This window comes from Streptococcus mitis (genome assembly GCF_016658865.1).
In the GTDB taxonomy this organism is placed as follows: domain Bacteria; phylum Bacillota; class Bacilli; order Lactobacillales; family Streptococcaceae; genus Streptococcus; species Streptococcus mitis_BT.
The window spans coordinates 819,146-840,769 of the sequence record NZ_CP067992.1 but is presented as its reverse complement, the minus strand read 5'-3'; the positions used below and the strand labels follow the sequence as shown (position 1 = coordinate 840,769).

Sequence of the window (21,624 nt, the reverse complement as noted above, 5' to 3'; positions counted from 1 at the left end):
ATTATTCCTTATCTTCTTCATCGTTTTCCGATGAACTTTCTTGCTCATCATTTCCTAACACGCCTATCTGAGGAATAGTTGTATTTTGCATTATTTTTGATATACGTTCAACATGAGAATTAGCAATCTCGGCCATAGCAGGTGCAATGGTTTTAGAAATATCAATTCTAGGAATAGTTATACTCTTCATTGCCTTTGCTATTGTTTCTCCTAACAGAATTGCATTGTGGGCCTGTATTGTCTTTGTGTAAGCTTCAACCGCTTTTTGAAATTGTTTCGACATTTCAAGAAGTCCTTGTAGTGCAACAGTTGAACCCTTTGTATTTTGGTAAAATTTCCTTTCAAGTAGCTCATCTTGAATTTTGTGAAATTTATTAGCATAGGTCCGAACTTCATTTTTACAGAACTTCCAATCATTAAAGCTCATTTCTTTATGGTGAGCGACCTTATTTCGGACATTTCTAATCTTCGTTATGACTTCTTCATCAATATCATGCTTAGGTAGTAAGGGCTTTATATTCACTTCCCACAGACTTCGAAATTCTATCTTTTCAGCTATCTTTGAGAATTTTTCGTATAGATTGCTATCTTTGCTAATACCACAAAATTCATAAGATTTACCAACTAACAGCCAATCTTTCGCAAACAAGAGTTTTTCTAGTTGACTCAAATCCAAATCTTCAACATAGGCATTTAAGGTTTGTTTTTTGCGTCCAGCGGTCGCATCTGTCACATCATAGAAATGGTAAATGAAGTAAAAAATCTTTCTTAAGTTGGTTTCATAGTCAAGAAGAGTCGAGTAGCATTTTTTCGCATAGTAAGCTGATAAATCAGCAGAGTAATGAGTTACTTCAAAATGTTGACTCAAGACTCCACTTATCCTTGCTCTAAACTTATCATAGAAACACGTCTTCCTCCAGTGAATATCAACTGTTGCTTTTAGTCGACAATGAAGGATATTATCTGATTTTCTGATGATTGTTTTAAATTGTAGCGGGTTATCCTCTGGGAAATAGTAAGTAAGCGTATTGGTTTTCTCTAACCGATTGATGTCATGAACCCTTTCAAAGGATTTCCAAAACAGCTGGCGTAAGTCTCCGTCTTGGATTTTTGGTTTTAACAATAGTTCAAAATCAACTTTCATAGACTTCCACCTGCTTTTTCCCTGTCACATATTCATAAATTATTGATTTTTTATAATACTCATATTCGGATATAAGATTTTCTTTTTCTATAATTAAAGTATCAATTTGAGACATCTTTTGATCAAGATAGTTTACAATTTTAGATTGCTCAGATAATGAAATTGGAAAAGAAATAGGTAATGATAATATAAAATCAGGATTAGCCCTTGGCATTTTCACTCCATAAGACGCCCCTCTTACTGGTTGTAAAATCTGTTCAGAAATTAATTTGTACATGAATAGTTTACGCTTAATTTTAATATCATTAAACACCAATAATTCACCTGTCCCATGTCCATCAAAATCAGCTAAAGCTACCTTAGCAAGGTAGGGACGTAATTTGCTAAACACAATATCACCTTGTTTTATAACTTGTTGTCTTCCGTTTTCGACTTCAGTCAATAAATCGATATATCCTGGTTTATATGAAACCATTTTTTCTAAAGCTAAAAAATTCTGGCCTCTCTCATAAGACGTTTTTTCATTTCTTAACTTTGATATATTTTTAATTTTTGCAACTTCCCATCCCTCAGGAATTTCATCAATCCAATCAATCTCGGTAGAAACCATTTTTACATCTTTATTAATACCATTAGTAACAATTTCCGAAATTAAAGACTGTTTGTATGATTTTAACTCTGCAATCGTTTGTTTCGTATCTGTAATAATATCATCAATTAGAGCGGTCTTTTCATCAAGAAATTTTGCAATTCTTTGTTGTTCGGAAATAGGAGGGATTGGGAGCTGAATTCTTTTTCCTCTTTCCCAGTTAGTTGACCATAAATCAGCAACAATACCAGTTCCCCAACGATAAAACTCTTCTGCAAAACCATAGTTTTTCAGAAGATAACCTACAAACTTACCATTAAGTTTTTCCCCTCTTGGTATCATAACAAGGTTGATTAAACTAACCGAACCATCAAACTCTGAAACTCCTGAAGACATTTTTCTATCCGAACGAGAATTTACTACAAAATCACCTTTTTTTACTAATTTTCGATTTGAATGGTCATCTGATTTTGCTGCACTTTCTAACTGAGGCACAATTCCATGTTTAGTAACTGATAGCGGAGAAAAATCAAAATCTGAAACTTTCATATTGCGTTGGGAAAAAACTTTTGAGATAGTCGAAACCTCCCAGTGCTCAGGAATCTCACCTATCCATTCTACACCGCTGTCCTTCAACTTTCTCATCCCAATTCCTCCACGCCGTTACTACTCAGAGCTTCAAAATTCTTCACAATTTTCTCCTCCAGTGCTTTGATACGCTTTGCGATAACCTCAGAACTTTCTGGCGCTTGATATTTGTAAAACAAACGTGTAAATGGAATCTCAAAACCAATCTTTGTTTTACTTTTATCAACCCAACCGTCTGGATTGAAAGGCAGTACCTCTCTATTGATGTAAGTATCAATATCTTCTGTCAGAGGAATATCCTCAGTATCACGCTTGCTAGTATCAGGTTCTGGTTTCCCATTTTTCTTTCTGATAATATTGCCACTTTCATCATATAGAGGTGTTTCAACAACAACTTTTTGATAACCAAAAAAATCATTATTAAATACTTTAGACTCTACTACCGAATCTTCTTCAGTATAAATTTTATTAGCAAATTCACCATAAGCCTCTACAATTAGTTCTCGACGTTGCTTATCAATATCAACCTTCTTATCACCAATATTTTTACGACGCTTAACAAACGCTTTACTTGCATCTAATAACTGCACTTTACCTTGTCGTTCTTTACTTTTATTTTTAGTGATAATCCAAATATAGGTAGAAATTCCTGTATTATAAAACAAATCAGTCGGTAGTTGAATAATAGCTTCCAGCCAGTCATTCATAATAACATGTCTACGAATTTCTGATTCTCCACCTCCTGCATTTCCAGAAAATAGAGCTGAACCATTATGGATAATCGCCATACGACCTGAATCTTTTAATTTAGCAATGCCATTTAGTTGGAAAAGAAGTTGACCATCTGAAATCTTAGGTAAACCGACCCCAAAACGGCCTTGTTCTCCTAAGTCTGCCTCTGCCTTGACAGCACTCTGATCTTTCTTCCAATCGATACCAAATGGTGGGTTTGAAATCAAATAATCAAAAGTATAACCTGAAAAAGCATCTTTTGAGAGAGTTGATCCTAAGGCCATATTATCTGGATTTCCTCCACGAATCATCGTGTCTGCTTTTGCAATAGCATAGGTTTCTGGGTTTAACTCTTGACCAAATGTTGTTACATCTGCATTAGCATCTAACGCTTTAATTCGCTCCATCATAGCTGAAAGCATTTGAGAGGTTCCCATTGTCTGATCGTAAATAGTTCTTACAATAGCTTTATCTGATGTTTTTTCATCAATCAAGAGGATATCTGTCATGAGATAAATAATATCTCGACTAGTAAAGTGTGCTCCAGCACCTTCTCCATAACTTTCTGAAAAACGACGAACGAGTTCCTCAAAAATGTAGCCCATGTCTGTTGAAGTGACTGTATCCGCACCCAGGTAGGCCTTTTGACTATTAAATTCTTGAATCACTGAATAAAGAGCATCATTATTCTGCATTTTAGTGATTTCCTTATCGAATTCAAAGTTCTCTAAAATATCTTGTACGTTTTCTGAGAAACCATTAATAAATGACCTAAAGTTTTCTTCAATATTCTCAGCATCAGACAGGAGTGTATCAAAAGTAAAGTTGCTAGTATTATAGAAACTATAGCCTGAAGCATCCGTTAATTTTCGGTTTTTAATCTGTTCAACTTTGATAGTTTTTACATTCTCCACAGTTTCCAAAACAGCTCTTCGTGTAGGAAGCAATGTATCATGAAGTCTTTTAATGACTGTCATAGGTAGTATTACCTTACCATACTCATGTGGTTTATATAGACCACGTAGAATATCAGCTGTGCCCCAAATGAGAGCAGCCTTTTTTTGAATATTATTTGTAGTTTGCTTTTGATGTTCATTTTCCGTTTTAATGTTCGACATTATTCTACTCCCACTTAAATAAATTATTAAAAAACTTGTAATCGCTTTTATTATATCATATTTTATGTAACATTAAAAATTTAAAAAAGCCACTAATGATAGTGACTTAGATGGGATATATTCTTTTTATTTCTCACTAAATTAATCTAATAATTCTAATATCCTTTCAAAAGGGATATATTCTCTAATTATTTTACAACGAGTTGATGCGTTATTGTGATTAGAAATTTCTCCTATTACTTCTTCTATAAGTTTTGAATCTACACCCAATGTTTCAGCTAACCATAGTAATGTTTCAGGTCTTCCAAAATGATTATACATTTTCTTTGAACTATTACTAGGTTCATGCGCAAAGTTATCTTTTCCTTTTGTCGGATAATGAAGAGCCCATACAGTTAGGTGCTCTCGTTGACATGACCACCATTTGCCATTTATTTGTCCAAAATCATTATCATATTTATTTGACAAGGGTGTATCAATCGGTAACATACTTATTTTTCTTGCAAATTCTAAAACATCCATATCTTGAGTTTCATTATGCATAAAAATTTCCTCACCATTTCTTTCTAAATCAATTTTAAGATTTATAAAATAAAAAGATAATCCCACATATATTATAAAAAAATAAATACATTTTTTCAAACCATTAACATTATATTATTTATAAAAAACTATATATGAATAACTTTCATAAATATTAAAGTAAAGTTATCGTCTATTGAACAAAAAATTTCAATCTAAATAAATTCAATAATTACCTTTAAAATCTGTAGGCGTTTGATCATATCCATTCATTCTTTCTATTCATAAAAATGAGATTTTTATCGTTTAACTTACGTTACCAACATTTTGAACACCGATAAGAAATGTCTATTCCATATCAATAAATTGGTCAAAATTCATACCATAATAACTATTTATAAATAATACTTCCTGATACCAAGTACATTAGTTATTTATTGCAAATTTAAAGAAATAGAATTATAGTTTTGTAAAGTTAAAGGAATCATATAAATATTCGATCCACCTTCAGAAAAAGCTCCTTGGAAATAAATTTCTACTTCTGATTTATTTTTTAGCGCTTCGTTTACAATTTTCTTATTGTAATCATTTAAATGATTCTTATTAAATTTAAACTTTAACTTTTTATCATTGTTCAACGTATTTGAATCAAGAGAGCTAAAAAAAACGTATACTAAACCAGGTTTTTGGATTGACTCCCAAAACTTAGCCTTACCATAAAAAATATGAAATTCATTAAACGGCAAATCTTTAGAAATCATATAAAAAAGATTATTTAAGGTACTTCTACAATGTGTATTCTTTATTCTTTTAACATTCTGCTCTCTATTATTCCGTTTATTTACATATGCTTGGAACTCTTCTTCCGTTTTGAAAGATTCAAGTGAAAGGTTTTGATTTAATTGAAAATTAAAATCAAGTTTAATTTCAGAATCATTGTTAAAATTTATATCGTTATAAATTGAAATCATAGAATCTAGTAACGAAATTCTATTTTGCTTGTTTTTTGTTAAAGTCGAATGATTGTTAGCAGACTTTACAAAAATAGCTTTAGGCATCTTTTCAGACACATTCTCAGTGTTAGATGTTGTTTTTTTACCATGACTTTGAACTGTATTTCCTAAAGTAATAATTTTCTTGTCTTGTATACATTTATAAGCATAAGTCCTATCACTGTCTACTCTACTCTGCTTTTCAGATTGATTTACTTCTTTACAGCCAGCTATATGTGGAAAATTATGATTACTAATATAAAAATATGGTCCCATTTTTGAATTTTTGTCATTCCATACAGAACAACTTAGTGGGACACCACAATTCGGATCACAACACTTAAATTGGTTATACAAGTGATTAGGATACTTATTTTGAAATAATCTAACATTAGTTTTTACTAATATGTATCCTTCGATTAAAGTACTCTCCGCTCTTTCAACCATAATTTATACCTTTGTCTTTCTATATATTCATTATACCACTTTAATTATTAAAAACCCCACCAAGAAAATTCCTAGTGGGGTTTTAGTGGGGAACAGTTTAGTTCTCCATTTTTTAAAATCGCTTTATGATATCAGAAAGACCATTAAATTGGGCTTCCGCAATCAAATTGCGATACTCTATTATTTAAGAGTAACTGAAGCTCCAGCTTCTTCCAATTTAGCTTTGATTTCTTCAGCTTCTGCAGTTGCAACGCCTTCTTTAACAAGTGCTGGTGCACCGTCAACAAGTTCTTTAGCTTCTTTAAGACCAAGACCTGTGATTTCACGTACAACTTTGATAACGCCAACTTTTTTGTCGCCTGCAGATGTCAATTCAACGTCGAATGAATCTTTAGCAGCACCAGCGTCAGCAGCACCAGCTGCAGCAACAGCTACAGGAGCAGCTGCAGTTACACCAAATTCTTCTTCGATAGCTTTTACAAGGTCGTTCAATTCAAGGATTGAAGCTTCTTTAATTTCAGCAATAATGTTTTCAATGTTCAATGCCATTGTTATTTCCTCCAAATATGTTTTAAATTTATAATAGGTTTTCGTAGCTAGGCTACGCTGCGTAGCTTAAGATTAAGCTGCGTCTTCTTTGTTGTCTGCAACCGCTTTGACTGCAAGAGCAACGTTGCGCACTGGCGCTTGAAGTACAGAAAGGAGCATAGAAAGAAGTCCTTCGCGGTTTGGAAGAGTTGCAAGAGCAAGAATCTCTTCTTTAGATGCGACAGCGCCTTCGATTGCACCACCTTTGATTTCAAGTGCTTCAGCGTTTTTAGAAAAGTCGTTCAAGATTTTCGCTGGTGCGATAACATCTTCGTTAGAAAATGCTACTGCAGATGGTCCAACAAATACAGATGCAAGATCTTCAAGACCAGCTTTTTCAGCTGCACGACGCAAGATTGAGTTTTTAATAACTTTATACTCAACTTCGCTTCCACGAAGCTCACGACGAAGAACTGTATCTTGCTCAACTGTCAAACCACGAGCGTCTACAACGACGATAGATGCAGCAGCTTTCATTTTTTCAGCTACTACGTCAACTAGTTCCGCTTTTTTAGCAATAATTGCTTCACTCATTAGTGTGTTCACCTCCGTTATTATTTTGCTTGGGGAATTTTTCCAAAAGAAAAACGCGCCCAAACCTAGACACGAAAGTACAATACGCTTCTTTTTACATGATACGTTTTGTCCTCGGTAGGATATTTATGAGTCGAGCTCCCCTACTGTCTTAGGCAGTTTTTTCAAACCGTATATAAGTATAGCATAGTCAAAAAAAGAATGCAAGATTTTTGCAAACTTTTTTTAAAATTTTTTCGTGATTTTTCTTCTAAAGTTCTACTGTCAGAACTTGACCTTGCTTAACAACCTGTTCTCCAGCGATATAAACATCATCAACATCACTGGATTTAACAGCATAGACGAGATGAGAAAGCATATTTTCCTGAGGTTGGAGATGAATTTTCCCTTGTGGTTGAATAACGAGAAAATCTGCCTGTTTACCTACTTCCAGACTTCCTATCTGATTTTCCATTCCTAGGACCTTAGCCCCTTCGATTGTTAGTGCCTTGAGGGCTGTTTCGATCGGGAATTGGCTGGCATCCCCACTCTTCATTTTCTGTAGGAGAGTGGCGGTCCGCCCTTCCTCAAACATATCTAGATTGTTATTGGAAGCAACCGAGTCAGTCGCAATTCCTACTGCCACTCCTGCTTTTTGCAGTTGAATGATAGGAGCAATCCCTGATGCCAATTTGAGGTTACTGATAGGATTGTGAGCGATAGCCACTTGAGAAGTTGCCAAACGTTCAATTTCTCTCTCGTTTAATTCGACCCCGTGAGCAAAGACAGATGGATGATCTAAGTAACCCAGTTCTTCTAAAAAGGCTAGAGGACGTTTGCCGTATCGTTTCAGGATAATTCCTGACTCCTCCTTGGTCTCCGCAACATGGATATGGATAGGAATATTCAGCTCTTTTGCCATATCTAAGCTTTCTGCCAGCAAGTCTCTACTACAGCTGTAGGGAGAATGTGGGGCTACCATAACCTTGAAATTTGGATTTTTATAGCCAATAATTTCCTCAATGATTGCTCGAGTTCTGCTTATAGTCTCAGCAGTTGTCTCTGCCTCTGAAGAAAAAAGGGTCGGTGAGAAATAACAACGCATCTTGGAACCTTTCACTGCCTGATAAATCCGTTCAATATCCACACCATTGGGATTATACATATCATTAAAAGTTGTTGTTCCTGACTGGAGCATCTCTATCAGAGCTTCTTTAACCGCCTTGGTAGTTATGTCGGGAGTAAATCCTGCTTCTGCAGGCCAGATATAGTCATTGAGCCATTCATGGAGATTACTATCATCTCGGATTCCTCTCAATCCTGTCATAGCAGAGTGGGTATGGCAATTGACCAATCCAGGCATGATCCAGGCTCCCTGATAGTCTATAATCTGCTCAGCTTGCTCTAAAATCTCTGACTCCTCTTGGCCGACATAGACGATTTGAGAGTCCTTAACGGCTAAGATACCATCCAAATAAATATGGAAATCTTGGTCACAAGTCACAATATTTACATGCTGATAGACTTTCATTGTTTTCTCCTTCTAAGACCCTGATTTTTTCTAGCTATTGTAACAAAAAAGTCACCCGAAGGCAACTTTTTTTGTCCATAAGATTTCAAAATAGAAAGGATTATTCAGAGCTAAAATCTGAAGCTTTTTGCATTTGGTAATACTTGCCCTTTCTAGCCATGAGGTCATGATGGTTACCATGCTCAACAATATCACCATCTACCAAGACAAGAATCAAATCCGCATCCTGAATGGTTGACAAGCGGTGGGCAATGATAAAACTTGTGCGCCCCTTCATGAGTTTGGTAAAGGCATCCTGAACCAGTACTTCTGTCCGTGTATCGATGGAGGAAGTCGCCTCGTCTAAGATAAGAATCTTAGGGATAGCTAGAAAGACTCGGGCGATAGTCAAGAGTTGGGCTTGGCCGACAGAGAGAGATTCTCCTGCATTTTCCAACTTAGTATCGTATCCCTGCGGCAACTGTTGGATGAAAAAATCTGCATTGGCTGCTTTGGCAGCAGCAATCACCTGCTCCCGACTGGCTTCAGGATTTCCAAAGGCAATATTGTCATGAATAGTTCCTTGCTTGAGCCAGGTTTCTTGGAGCACCATCCCAAACTGCTGTCTCAATGACGCTCGGGTATAGTTGTAAATGGAATGACCATCTAACAATATATCTCCCGAGTTAATAGGATAAAAACGCATGAGGAGATTGATAAGAGTTGATTTTCCGGCACCTGTCGGACCAACGATGGCTACCTTGCTACCAGCTGGGATATCGATAGACAAGTCCTTAATCAAGACCTTCTCAGGATGATAGCCAAAAGAAACATGTTTAAAGGAAATAGCCCCCTTGACTTGGTCACTGGTCATGACTTCCTTACCTGTTTCAGCCACCTCAGGACTCTCTAAGACAGCATAGACACGTTCTGCACAAGCGAGAGCACTTTGCAATTCGGCTAGAACTGAAGAAATATCGTTAAAGGGCTTGGTGTACTGTTGGACATAGTTCAAAAAAGTCACTAAACGCCCAATGGTCAGTGTGGATCCCATCATGATACGATAAGCTCCTACTCCAGCTAGAAGGGCATAAATGAGCGAATTTACAAATCGAGTCGAAGGATTGACCGTTGAAGAATAAAAGATGGCTGACTGAGAATAGTCTGCGTAGTTATCATTAGCCTCATGCAATCTTTGGATAAACTCTTCCTGAGCATTGAAGGACTGGATAATGGTCTGTTGGCTAAGCGATTCTTCAATCAACTGGGTCTGAATCCCTCTTGTCTCCGTTTGCTTTTGGAAGAGATGATAGGATCTCTTGGCAATAAAGTGTGAAATTACCATGGATAGTGGCGTCAACAGCAAGACCAAGAGGGTCATGAGGAGATGAATTTGGAGCATGGCTAGAATGCTGACTAAAATCATCAAGACACCAATGAAAAATTGGTTAAAAATCATAGTCAAGCCAGCTGCCAACTGTTCGATGTCTGTGGTCACACGACTGACCATCTCTCCACTTCCTTGTCGATCCACAAAAGCAATTGGTAACCGATGGAGCTTATGGATGATTTGCTCTCGCAAGTCTCTGGTATAAGAGAAGATTAGGCGATTATAGAGAAGAGGATTGACCCACTGTACAAGGGTATTTCCTATGACCACCAAGATCATTTGGAGAAAAATCTGCCAAAAAACTGGTGAAGAACCAGCCACCAGGACTTGGTCAATGACCTGCCCAATCAAGATAGGAAGATAAATTGATAAGCCAACCTGGGCAATAGTTCCTAGAAAGACTAGGAAAAGGAGGAAGGGATGGCTTGCTAAATCTTTTGCCAAACGTTTGAGCGTCTGGTTTGCAGTTTGTTGTCTCATACTAGTCCTCCTTACCATGTTGGGATGCATTGATTTCGCGATAAACTTGACTGGATTTCATCAAGTCCTCGTGCTTGCCGATAGCTAGGAGCTCCCCTTTTTCCAAGAGGAGAATCTGGTCAGCCATCTGTAGTGTCGAAGTCCGTTGAGAAATCAAAATTAAGCTTGTATTTGGCAAATTTTCTCGAATAGCTTTCAAGAGCCTAGACTCGGTAATGGTGTCGAGGGCCGAAGTCGCATCATCTAGGATGAGAAATGGAGCTTGGCGCAAGACTGCTCGAGCGATCGACAGTCTTTGTTTTTGACCGCCCGAGAAATTTCGTCCTCCTGCCTCAACTATGGCATCCAAGAGTCCTTCCTTTTCACTGACAAAATCCTTGGCTTGCCCGATTTCCAAGGCCTGCCAAAGTTCTTGATCCGTTACTTCTTGATTGAAACCTAGAGTCAGGTTGGAACGAATGGTTCCTTTAAAAAGTTCGACCTTTTGGGGCACATAGGAAATCCAAGACCGCCACTGCTCAAGATTAAGAGGACTACGTCCATTTCTATAAAGGTCAATGCTCCCCTTGTCTGCTGGGTAAAGTCCAAGTAAGACTTGCACCAAGCTTGATTTACCAGAACCCGTCCCCCCAATGATACCAAGGATTTGCCCTTGCTTCATATCAAAAGAAATGCCTCTCAGAGAAGGCTGGGCCGCATCTGGATAGGTAAAGATCAGTTCTTGGACTTGTAAAACCTCCTCGCTGGTAGCTTGCTTTTGTTCTAACTCTGAATGGATATCCTCTGGAGATTCTGCAAAGACTTCCTCGATTCGCTTGGCTGAAATATAGGACTGGTTGAGGGAATTTATCAGCATGGCGAGCTTGACCAATTCCACTAAAATCTGCAAGAGGTAGTTGATAAGGGCAATCAGGGCACCTTGACTGAGTAAACTTCCTTGAATAGAAATATAGCCCTGCCAGATGATGACGAGGAGAGTTCCATTAACAATCAGATAAGTCAGAGGGGTTAATAAACTAGACCAGAAACCCGTCTTTTCTTGCAGTCTCGCATAGACTTGGTTAAGGGTTTGAAAAATCTGTAACTCTCGTTTTTCTTGTCCAAAAGCACGAATGACCCGCATCCCTTGTAATTGCTGACGTGTTTCCTGAACTAGTTGGTCCGTTTTCTTTCTCAGACTACTGTAGAGAGGATTGACCAATCGAGATAGGCCTACAATAACAATGGTCAGAATGACAACCATAACCAAGAACCAGAAAGTCAGCTCAGACGAGATGCGATAGGCCATAAAAATTGCCCCAAAAACAATAATAGGCGCTCGCAAAAAGAGACGCAGGAATTGATTGATACCAGTCTGAATCTGATAGGTGTCCGAAGTCAAGCGAGTCACTAAGCTTGAAGTTGTCAGACGGTCTCTGCTGTTCTTGGGTAAGGAAAGAATATGACGATAAAGGTCGTCTGTCAGTTCTTTGGCAAAACCAACCGCAGCCTTAGCTGAGTAAAACTGGGCTACCAAGGCCACTAAAACGCCAATCACGGCAAAGATAAGGAGCAGGCCAATCTGCATCCAGAGGTGTCCTTGATCTCTCTGGGGCAAGGATTGGTCAACAATCCCTGCAATCACCATGGGAACAAGAAGCTCAAACACAGCTTCTAATAGCTTGAACAAGGGTGCTAAAATCGATTCCTTAATGTAGGGTTTAAAGTAAGATAGTAAGTGTTTCATAAATCCCTTCTATTTTCTAAAATGAAGAAAGTGGGAAGCCCCCACCCTCTCAATTTTATTTGTTTAAGTATGGCAATAGATAGCCATATCCTGCTTCGTCCATCTCATCCTTGGCCACAAAGCGTAAGGAAGCAGAATTGATACAGTAACGGAGGCCACCTAACTCCCGCGGTCCATCTGTGAACACATGACCCAAGTGAGCATTTCCTGACCGAGAACGAACTTCGATTCGCTCCATTCCATGGCTCAGGTCTTTATAGTAGTGAATCAACTCTTTGGAAATCGGACTGCTAAAACTTGGCCAACCACAACCTGAGGCAAACTTATCCTTGGCAAAAAAGAGTGGCTCACCTGTCGTAATATCTACATAAATGCCCTCTTCAAAGGTTTGGTCATAGGCATTACTAAATGGAGCCTCTGTAGCAGCTTCTTGGGTGACACGGTAAGACTCAGCTGACAAACTTTCTTTCAACACTTCTTGACTAGGCTTTTCATAATTTGAGGCGTCAATCAATGGCTTCTCAGCATCGGTCACATCGATATGACAGTAACCGGAAGGATTTTTCTTGAGATAGTCTTGGTGGTAGTCTTCAGCTAAAATGTAGTGGCGAAGTTTCTCCACTTCTACTGCAATCTTTCGACCCAGCATACGCTCCTGCTCCTGCACCACCGTGTAGATAGCTGGTAGGTCTGCTTCATCTTGATAATAAATCCCTGTCCGATATTGGCGACCACGGTCATTCCCTTGCTGGTTAGTAGACAATGGATCAATGACACGGAAATAATAAAGTAAAATCTCTCTGAGTGATACTGTCTTCTCATCATAAATCACTTGAACCGTCTCTGCATGGTCTGTTTCCTTGATTAGTTGATAATTGGTTGTTTCAACTTGCCCATTAGCGTAGCCAACACTAGTTGCTAACACTCCAGAAATTCGTGAAAAATACTCCTCTAGGCCCCAAAAACAACCACCTGCTAGATAAATTTCTGCCATCTTTATTTCTCCTTTATCAAGTCTTTAACTCGAATTCTTTTCAAAAAAAGGATAGGAAGCCCTCTGGTCAAGAGTTTCCCCATCCTATCTTCTATTCTTTATTTTGCTTCTACACGGACACCTTGGGTATCAACTTTCAAATCATGTAGTTTGCCTTTGAAGGGTTGCTTTTCCAATTCTGCCTTAATCGCCGACATCTTGTCATGAGAAGCCAAGACCATAACTGTCGGCCCGGCACCCGAAAGATAGGTTGCATAGGCACCATTTTCTTTGGCTACTTGCTTAATCGTCGCAAATTCTCTCACCAAGTCCTGACGGTAACGTTCGTGGAAGAGGTCTCCCTCGATTGCTTGCCCAGCTGTCACCATGTCTCCTGCCAACAAGGCAGCAACCGCCACATTGGCGATAGAACTAGCAGCAACAGCTTCCTTATAGGACAATTTCTTAGGTAAGACACCACGGCTGTCGCGAGTGCGTAATTCATAGTTAGGAATGTAAGCTAGAAAATCACACTCTGGGAAGTCAGCCACGATAGCTGAAACTTGTCCATCAACAGAGCTTGCAATAACGAGATTACCATAAATGGCTGGAGCCACATTGTCTGGATGCCCTTCAATCTTGGTCGCCAACTGCAACTTTTCATGGTCAGATAAGTTGAGCTTTCCTAATTGGTTGGCTAGTTCAATCCCAGCAACAATAACCGAGCTTGAAGAACCCAGACCACGCGCCAAAGGAACATCACTAGTCATTTTCAAACGTCTTGGTTGCAAGTCTGGTACAATTTGCAAAGCGATTTTGAGCAAGAGATTACGCTCATCATGAGGAATCCATTTGCCAATTTGGTGTTCAATCAACCACTCATCTCGTTCTTCGCAGACCTCAATTTGAAGATACTTGGTTACAGCTACACCGACCGAGTCAAATCCTGGCCCGATATTGGCACTGGTTGCAGGTACAATAATCTTCATCTTATTCTCCTAGCACCTTGAAGGTATTCAAGAGGTCGAATTCTGAAACCTTCTTCAATTCAGCTGAAACATTCTCAAGTTGGGCTTTATTAATCTTATGAGTGATAATCACAACACGCGCCTTATCCCCTTCTTTTCCATCTTGGAGGATTTGCTTGAAGGAAATATCTTGAGCGTTGAAGATTTCAGCCAATTTCAAGACCTGACCTTTTGAGTCTGGAGCCAAGATTGAGAAGTAGTAGTTTGCTTTAACATCCTCAGGATTTGCCAAGACCAAGTCACGGCTATATTCGTTGAAGTCTTTGCCAATGGTTCCATCATTCAAGCGACGAACGATACGGACAATATCCGCCACAACACTTGTTGCAGTTGGTTTTTGACCCGCACCTGGTCCATAGTACATAGACTCGCCGATACCGATAGATTCTACAAAAACAGCGTTCATTACGCCATTCACACTGGCAAGTGGATGCGCTTTAGGAAGAAAGGTTGGAGTCACTTCTGCAGCAATTCCTGAAGGAGTTTCCTCAATAGAACCAACCAATTTCACTACATAGCCAAGTTCTTGAGCTACAGCTACGTCTTCTGGTGTGATATTGCGGATTCCCTTGTGGGCTACATCGTCAAAGGCAACCTTCATACCAAAGGCAAATTGGCTCAAAATCACCATCTTGTAAGCTGCATCAATCCCATCTACGTCATTTGTCGGGTCACTTTCTGCAAAACCAAGTCTTTGAGCTTCCGCAAGAGCATCATCGTAAGACCATCCTTCTTCCACCATCTTGGTCATCATGAAGTTAGAAGTTCCGTTGACTACTCCAAGTACGCGCGTGATTTTATCAGAAGCCAATGAATTTGCTAAAGTACGAAGAATTGGAATCCCACCAGCTACTGCTGCTTCGTAGTAAAGTGCTACCTTGTTAGCTTTAGCGATTTCTAACAACTCTGCGCCATGGACAGCCAAAAGATCCTTATTAGCAGTAACAACGTGTTTCCCAGCTTCCAAGGCACGAGTGATAAAGGTTTTAGCTGGTTCGATACGTCCCATCAATTCCACTACGATTGTAATGTCTTGATCTAACAAAATATCATCCACATTGGTTACAAAGTTAAAGTCATTCCCTGCTGCAAGCAAGCGATTCTTTTCATCTTCATCCTTGACCAATACCTTAGAAACTTCAATATCTGAATGTGCTGATTGATTGATTTTTTCTCCATTTTCCTTTAGGAGGAAAGGCACGCCACTTGCAACGGTACCAAATCCTAGTAAAGCAATTTTAACTGTCATGTTTGTCTCCTCGAAATTTTCTAATATAGCTATTATAACAGAATTTTGTGAAAATTCCTATTATAGTAATTCACTATTTCAATCTAGAAAAGAAAAAACGAATCCCATGATTCGTCTTTCTTGATAGATGAAAATTGATTTTTAAAATTATGAACCAATCTTTTGCAAATTAAGCACTGCATCGTGATTCATCAAGACTTGACCATACTCTTGCAAAACTGAGCGACTGATGTCACTATCGTCCGCAAACTCGCGCATACGAGCCAAAAGCCATGCTGGATATGGACTTGGATGATTTTCAATATCCACTAAAATGGTCAAATAATAGCGCTCGTTCATCTTGTAGAGTTCAGAAGTTTCCATCTCAAAAGTCACTGTCTTGGCAAAAGCAACCAAGTCAGCCAACTTAGCAAAAGAAAGGATGTAGTAGATGTAAGGCTCTTTCTTGTTTTCAGCTTCTTGTTCAGCCTGTTCCTGCTCTTCTTCCTTGGCTTCAACTTGCTCTAAAGATTGAATGGCTTCAATATCATCCTTGGTTTTGTCTGCGATGCTTTTTTCTAAGGTTTTAATAAACTCATCTGGCGACATTTGAGCCAATTCTTCCATATCTGGCAAATCCGATAAGTCTTCAAAATCTAGATTTTGGTCAATCTTTGACTTGGTCACAAAGACATCGACCTTATCAGGTTTTGGAGTCACACGGAAGCTCAACATACCTGTATCCAAAAAGCTCTCAGGCATCTCTAACTCATCCAAGATGGCATAAAAGAACTCTTCTGTTTTTTCTTGAGGAACGAGAAAGTCAGCAATCTCCATGCCACGATCCATCAAATCCTCTAAAGACATCGTGATTTTCAAAGTTGTATCACTAATTTGTTTCATTTTCATTGCTAGTAACCTCATACTTTCAGTTCTATCTATTATACTAGATTTTTACGATTTTATCAAAAGAATAAAGCGAGAATGTGATATAATACTAGAGACCATTTTACAATACAAGAAAGAAAGTACAATGAAAAATATAAAAGTTAATGCACTGGCTAGCTTACTAGTCAATGTTCTCAATATCGTTTTTCCACTGATAACCAATCCTTATCTAACGCGGATTCTCAGCAAATCCAACTACGGTTATTTCAATACCGCCAATACCTGGGCTAGCTTTGTCATTCCACTAGCTGCCTTTGGAATATACAACTACGGAATTCGAGCTATCAGTAAGGTCAAGGACGACAAAGATAAGATTAATTATGTCTTCTCCAAGTTATTCTATATATCTGTAATTACTTCTGTCCTTACAACAAGTATCTATTTTTTGTTTATTTACCTAGATAATAGTATTGAAAATTTAAAAGAGCTCTACTACATACTTGGTGTCCAGGCTCTCTTCCAATTCCTTTATATCGAGTGGATGAACGAGGCTTATGAAAACTATGCCTTCATCCTTTACAAGACATTGATTATTCGGATTGCCATGCTGGTTGCTATCTTTACCTTTGTAAAAACTCCAGATGATATCGTACCTTATGCAATTATTATGAGTGCAACAACTATCCTCAACTACCTGCTCAGTTTTCTTTGGATCAAGAGAGAAGTTTCCTTTGTTAGAATCGGTCTTGTCGAATTAGTCAAAGCATCTAAACCGCTATTGACCATGTTGCTTCTAGCTAATGCCAATATGCTCTACACCTTACTCGATAGAATGTTTATCACCAAAGGTCCTGATGAAAACTATATTTCTTATTATACTATTGCTTCCAGCATCGTTATGTTGATTGCCAGTGTCTTGAGTGGAGCTATCAACGTCAGTATTCCACGTCTCGGCTACTATCTCGGTAAGAAAGACTACGAATCTTATAAAAATCTTCTGAACCAAGGAGCTGCCCTCTTTTACTTCCTTATCATTCCAACCAGTATTGGAATGATGGTGTTGGGAAACTACGCGGCAGTTATCTACTCTTCTGAAAAATACCTTGAAGCAGGTATTGTGACTAGTGTCTTCGCCTTTCGTACCATCATCTGGGCTATTGAATTGATTCTCGGTAAACAGATCATCTTCATCAATGACCACGAAAATCGTTTAACAGCCTTTTACTTTATTGGTGGCGGAGCTAATATCCTACTCAACAGTCTCTTGTATTTCAATAATATTTTTGCACCAGAGTACTACATTGCTACTACTATTATTGCAGAAACTGTAGTTGTTCTACTGGAAATTTACTTTATCAAAAAACATCAGCTACTTGATTTAAAAGAAATCTTTACTACTTTAACACGCTATACTATTGTATCGCTCGGATTCATTCCAATTTATTTCACTTTTAAGTTTCTTTTCCAAATCAACTCTTATACAGTCAACCTCAATATGATACTCATGGTTCTCTCGACTGTTTCTACTTGTGGAATATATTATCTCTTGACACTATTTATTACCAAAGATAAAACATTCCACTATGCACTCAATCTTGCACTTGCTAGGATTAAAAGAAATTAAAAGAATCCCCTGCTAATAGACTATTCTACTAGCAGGGGATTTTCTCATTATTCCTTTTCTTTCTTATCGGAACTACTTGACTCTATAATTGAGTCCTCTTTTTGTTTTTCTGAATTAGAAGAGTTAATTTCTTTATGATTTTCTTGCTTTTCTGCCTTATTCATATTTTCTGATTTATCAGTTAGAGTAGATGTTTCCTGTTTGTTTGTAGAATGATTTTGCTGCTTATCAACAGTAACTACTTGTTTCCATACACCTTCTTCATTAACTTTATAACCATCAGGTGTAGTAGAATTTTTTAATAAGGAACCATCTGCTTGGAAATAGTACCAATTGCCATCAAGCTGTTTCCAGCCAGTTTGCATTGCTCCTGTTGAATCAAAGTAATATTGATCACCATTAACTTTATGAAGGCCAACCAACATAATACCATCTTCAGGATTTAGATAATACCAGACGCCTTTGTCTTTTATCCAACCAGTTTTCATGGCTCCATTTGATTCAAAGTAACGGTAATGATTATCAAACCATTTCCAGCCAGTCTGCATGGCACCAGATTTGCTAAAGTAATATTGCTTACCATCTACTTGATTGAGTCCAACCAACATAGCGCCTTCCTTAGATTCAAGATAATACCACATATCATGATCTTTTAGCCAACCAGTTTGAAGTGCACCAGATGCAGCGTAATAATGCCAGACATCATTTGACCACTGCCAGCCAACTTGCATGTTACCTGAGGATTTAAAGAAATAGGTTTTTCCATCAATCGCTTTAGAGCCTACGGCCATGATACCTGTTTCCGGATCCAAATAATACCATGATTCTTTATCTTTCAACCAACCAGTTTTCATAGCACCTGAGTTCGTATAGAAGTACCAGCTATTGTCTTGCCACTTCCAGCCAGTCTGCATGGCACCACTAGCATTCAAATAGTAACGAATACCCTTTATATCTTGTCTGCCAGTTAACATGATGCCATCTTTATCCAGATAATACCATGTTTCCTGATCCTTGACCCAGCCAGTTTTCATAGCTCCAGAACTTGCAAAATAGTTCCAGTGACCATCAACAAAGGCCCAGCCAGTTTGCATGACACCTTCTTGATTAAAGTAGTATGTGCTTCCATTGATATTCTTTTTACCGACAGTCTTTAGACCATCCTCATCATAGAAATACCAAGCTGAATCAATCTTTTGCCAAGTTGAAGGCTTACCTGAAATTTGTAGTACGCCACTTTCGCTAAAGAACATCTTCTTACCATTAAAAACTTGGTGTCCTGTCAGCATCTTACCATCTGCCGCAAAAAGGTATTTTTTCCCTCCAATTTCAGAGAGCTCGCTAAATCGTCTAGCACCATTCGACTGGATATAATACCAAGAGTTATCTAGCTTGAACCATCCACCAGTTTGCATTTTACCATTTTTGTTCAGATAGTAATCATTCCCCTTGGCATTTTCTCCCCAGTCGTCATTAAGGTGAAGCCAGCGGCCTGCTTGCATTTGTCCTTTTCCATTAAAGAAGTAAGTGGCTCCGCCAATCTCTTTCCAGCCGATAGCCATTTCCCCGTCAGACAAACGATATTTCCAATAGCCATCTTCTTGATACCATTTTTCGTCAACTACTGGGATATCAGGGAAGGTATTTGAAACATTAGCAAATCCTTTATCGCTAATATCAAAAACAGTAGCGTCTTGAGTTTGGCTAGCAGCACGAAGAACCTGAATATTTTTCTTCTGAAGGTATTCTCTAGTTGAAGCAACATTAATATCTCCACCAGTTGTCTGAATAATCATTTTTGGTGATAAGTTTTCAAGGAAATTAATCGTATTTGAAATTGTCGCATCATAATGGTGGTTCCATTTCATCATATCAACCTTGCCGATAACTGGACCTAACTTATCTTCTGCTCCTTCGGCATTATCCAAATCTCCACCAAGATAGATTCTCTTTCCTGCCACAGTCACTACTGAAACAATGGAGTTGGAGTTATCATCTCGAACTTTTTTCAGATTCCCATCAGCATCATATTCATTCTTATAGTTGTAGAGCTGGATATCCATATCACCTAATTTTATATGGCTATCCTCATCTGAAATATTCTGGATAAGCGTAACTCCTCGTTTTTGAGCTGCTCTCAAAGCATTATCATAATTGAAAAGATTATCCCATAGACCCCACTTTGCTGTGATTCGATCATCTGAATATTTTTTCAAATAAAACTTACCAACCTGATAACGATTGAGTATTTCGTCTGCTCCACCAATATGATCACTATGAACATGAGTTCCTATGATAAAATCTAATTTTTTAACACCTATTTCATCTAGGTGGCGAATCAATCTATCCTCTAATACTTGATAATTTCTCATAGAAATTCCCCAACGACTTGGATAGCGTGGGTCACTCCCATCAGGAAAATCATAGTCTTCTCCCATATCAATCAAAGCATAGTGACCATTGCTTTCCAGAAGGATGGCATCACTCCCTGATTTGGCTTTAGTATTTATGAAATGGATACGATTGCCCGAACCTGCAGAGATAGTATTTGCATCTACTCCTTGCGATAACTGAATCAGCGCTAGAAAGAATACAAGAAAACTATACCCAACTAATTTTATTAACTGTTTATTTTTCATCTTGAAAACCCCTTTATTTTAAAAGATAAGAAACTTATACTAATCAATCCAATAATTTTTATCTCCTCCTGGCACTTGTTGCTCAATGGGTGGCGGACTCATATAGTTTTCTCCAAATTCGTAGACAAGTAATTCATGGTATTTTCTAGGAACCTTGACCACAATGTTTTCATACGGCATATCAATCAAATCATAGAGCCATTCTTTTTTTATACCATCTGGATAATAGGAATCATAGATAGTACAAGTGAGATCTGTTGCTTGATCCACACTATACTTCAAAGCAAGACTCTCTAATTTTTGGTTCCATATCTGTGGGGAAGTTAAACGAAAAATAGCTGACCCCATATAACGAGGGAGATTTTTAAGTCCACCATTCTCAGACTTAATCCCTTTAAAATTCAAAGAAGAAAGACGAATGAAATATTTGTAGAGCTTCATTTTCTTCTGGTCACTTTCTTGCGTTACGACACCATCATATGGAAAGATATCAACGCAGGTTCCCAATACGACCGTTTTATCTATAAGATTAGCATCTCGACGTGTCCTCACATCATAGACTCGCATATAACTGTAAGGATACCCCTTTGTTTCTCTGAATGAAATTAATTTGTAGTAGGGATGATTTTCATTTTTTAAAACCTTATACAGTTTTTCAAACTCATCACGCGCTAAGGAAATATCTGTATCATCATCCCAAGGTATAAATCCTTTATGGCGTACAGCTCCTAGTAATGTTCCAAAATCAATAAAATATTTGATATGATGTTGTTCACAAAGATCATGAAGATACTTCAAAATATCTAATTCTACTTGTTTGATTTCTTCAAGAGTTAAAGTTCTTTCAGACATAGGTTTTATTCTCCTAATTTTGACTATATTTTTAAACGTTTCTTAATCCCAAT

The 21,624-nt window shown here is 38.0% G+C and carries 17 protein-coding genes and 1 other annotated feature; of the genes, 1 reads left to right on the top strand and 16 read right to left on the bottom strand.

The genetic code is table 11. The features are described 5' to 3' along the window. Window position 1: 1 nt before the first annotated feature. The 14 genes from JJN14_RS04150 to mecA form a co-directional block, all read right to left on the bottom strand. Window positions 2-1,144 (bottom strand): HEPN domain-containing protein, encoded by a 1,143-nt coding sequence (locus JJN14_RS04150; protein WP_201059013.1) that lies wholly within the window; start codon window positions 1,142-1,144, stop codon window positions 2-4. Beyond that, a complete protein-coding gene (locus tag JJN14_RS04145; protein WP_201059012.1) occupies window positions 1,134-2,378 on the bottom strand; it encodes a restriction endonuclease subunit S in 1,245 nt (414 codons plus the stop codon). Before JJN14_RS04145 ends, JJN14_RS04150 begins: the two co-directional genes overlap by 11 nt. Beyond that, entirely contained in the window at window positions 2,375-4,171 is a 1,797-nt protein-coding gene (locus JJN14_RS04140; protein WP_201059011.1) for a type I restriction-modification system subunit M, read from the bottom strand. The genes JJN14_RS04145 and JJN14_RS04140 overlap by 4 nt, the downstream gene beginning before the upstream one ends. A gap of 141 nt (window positions 4,172-4,312) precedes the next feature. Then, on the bottom strand, window positions 4,313-4,714 hold the full coding sequence (locus tag JJN14_RS04135; protein WP_201059010.1) for a hypothetical protein: 402 nt from the start codon (window positions 4,712-4,714) through the stop codon (window positions 4,313-4,315). A 413-nt stretch (window positions 4,715-5,127) separates the two neighbouring features. After that, entirely contained in the window at window positions 5,128-6,132 is a 1,005-nt protein-coding gene (locus JJN14_RS04130) for a hypothetical protein (protein ID WP_201059009.1), read from the bottom strand. Between the two features lie 180 nt (window positions 6,133-6,312). Beyond that, window positions 6,313-6,681, bottom strand: a complete 369-nt coding sequence (gene rplL, locus JJN14_RS04125; protein ID WP_001196965.1) for a 50S ribosomal protein L7/L12 — start codon at window positions 6,679-6,681, stop codon at window positions 6,313-6,315. Window positions 6,682-6,753: 72 nt separating this feature from the next. Further along, complete coding sequence (gene rplJ, locus JJN14_RS04120; protein WP_001287277.1) at window positions 6,754-7,254, bottom strand: 50S ribosomal protein L10; 501 nt, start codon at window positions 7,252-7,254, stop codon at window positions 6,754-6,756. A gap of 38 nt (window positions 7,255-7,292) precedes the next feature. Next, window positions 7,293-7,428: a sequence feature (ribosomal protein L10 leader region), on the bottom strand. A 76-nt stretch (window positions 7,429-7,504) separates the two neighbouring features. Then, on the bottom strand, window positions 7,505-8,764 hold the full coding sequence (locus tag JJN14_RS04115) for a TRZ/ATZ family protein (protein WP_201059008.1): 1,260 nt from the start codon (window positions 8,762-8,764) through the stop codon (window positions 7,505-7,507). 100 nt (window positions 8,765-8,864) lie between these two features. Then, window positions 8,865-10,613: an ABC transporter ATP-binding protein gene (locus JJN14_RS04110; RefSeq protein ID WP_201059007.1), complete on the bottom strand. Its 1,749-nt coding sequence runs from the start codon at window positions 10,611-10,613 to the stop codon at window positions 8,865-8,867. 1 nt (window position 10,614) lies between these two features. Continuing rightward, window positions 10,615-12,339, bottom strand: a complete 1,725-nt coding sequence (locus JJN14_RS04105) for an ABC transporter ATP-binding protein (RefSeq protein ID WP_201059006.1) — start codon at window positions 12,337-12,339, stop codon at window positions 10,615-10,617. A gap of 55 nt (window positions 12,340-12,394) precedes the next feature. Next, window positions 12,395-13,333: a peptide-methionine (R)-S-oxide reductase MsrB gene (msrB, locus tag JJN14_RS04100; RefSeq protein ID WP_201059005.1), complete on the bottom strand. Its 939-nt coding sequence runs from the start codon at window positions 13,331-13,333 to the stop codon at window positions 12,395-12,397. 98 nt (window positions 13,334-13,431) lie between these two features. Beyond that, a complete protein-coding gene (thrB, locus tag JJN14_RS04095) occupies window positions 13,432-14,301 on the bottom strand; it encodes a homoserine kinase (protein ID WP_201059004.1) in 870 nt (289 codons plus the stop codon). A 1-nt stretch (window position 14,302) separates the two neighbouring features. Beyond that, window positions 14,303-15,589, bottom strand: coding sequence for a homoserine dehydrogenase (locus JJN14_RS04090; protein WP_201059003.1), 1,287 nt, complete (start codon window positions 15,587-15,589; stop codon window positions 14,303-14,305). Between the two features lie 147 nt (window positions 15,590-15,736). Then, window positions 15,737-16,477, bottom strand: coding sequence for an adaptor protein MecA (gene mecA / locus JJN14_RS04085; RefSeq protein WP_201059002.1), 741 nt, complete (start codon window positions 16,475-16,477; stop codon window positions 15,737-15,739). 124 nt (window positions 16,478-16,601) lie between these two features. Between mecA and JJN14_RS04080 the strand changes: the two genes are divergently transcribed. Next, the gene (locus JJN14_RS04080) at window positions 16,602-18,080 is read left to right on the top strand and encodes an oligosaccharide flippase family protein (RefSeq protein WP_201059001.1); all 1,479 of its coding nucleotides are present in this window, start codon (window positions 16,602-16,604) and stop codon (window positions 18,078-18,080) included. A 47-nt stretch (window positions 18,081-18,127) separates the two neighbouring features. Here the strand turns inward: JJN14_RS04080 and JJN14_RS04075 are convergent, their stop codons facing one another. Continuing rightward, window positions 18,128-20,719: an MBL fold metallo-hydrolase gene (locus tag JJN14_RS04075; RefSeq protein WP_201059000.1), complete on the bottom strand. Its 2,592-nt coding sequence runs from the start codon at window positions 20,717-20,719 to the stop codon at window positions 18,128-18,130. A 39-nt stretch (window positions 20,720-20,758) separates the two neighbouring features. Next, window positions 20,759-21,571 (bottom strand): LicD family protein, encoded by an 813-nt coding sequence (locus JJN14_RS04070; protein ID WP_049487269.1) that lies wholly within the window; start codon window positions 21,569-21,571, stop codon window positions 20,759-20,761. Window positions 21,572-21,624: the final 53 nt, after the last annotated feature.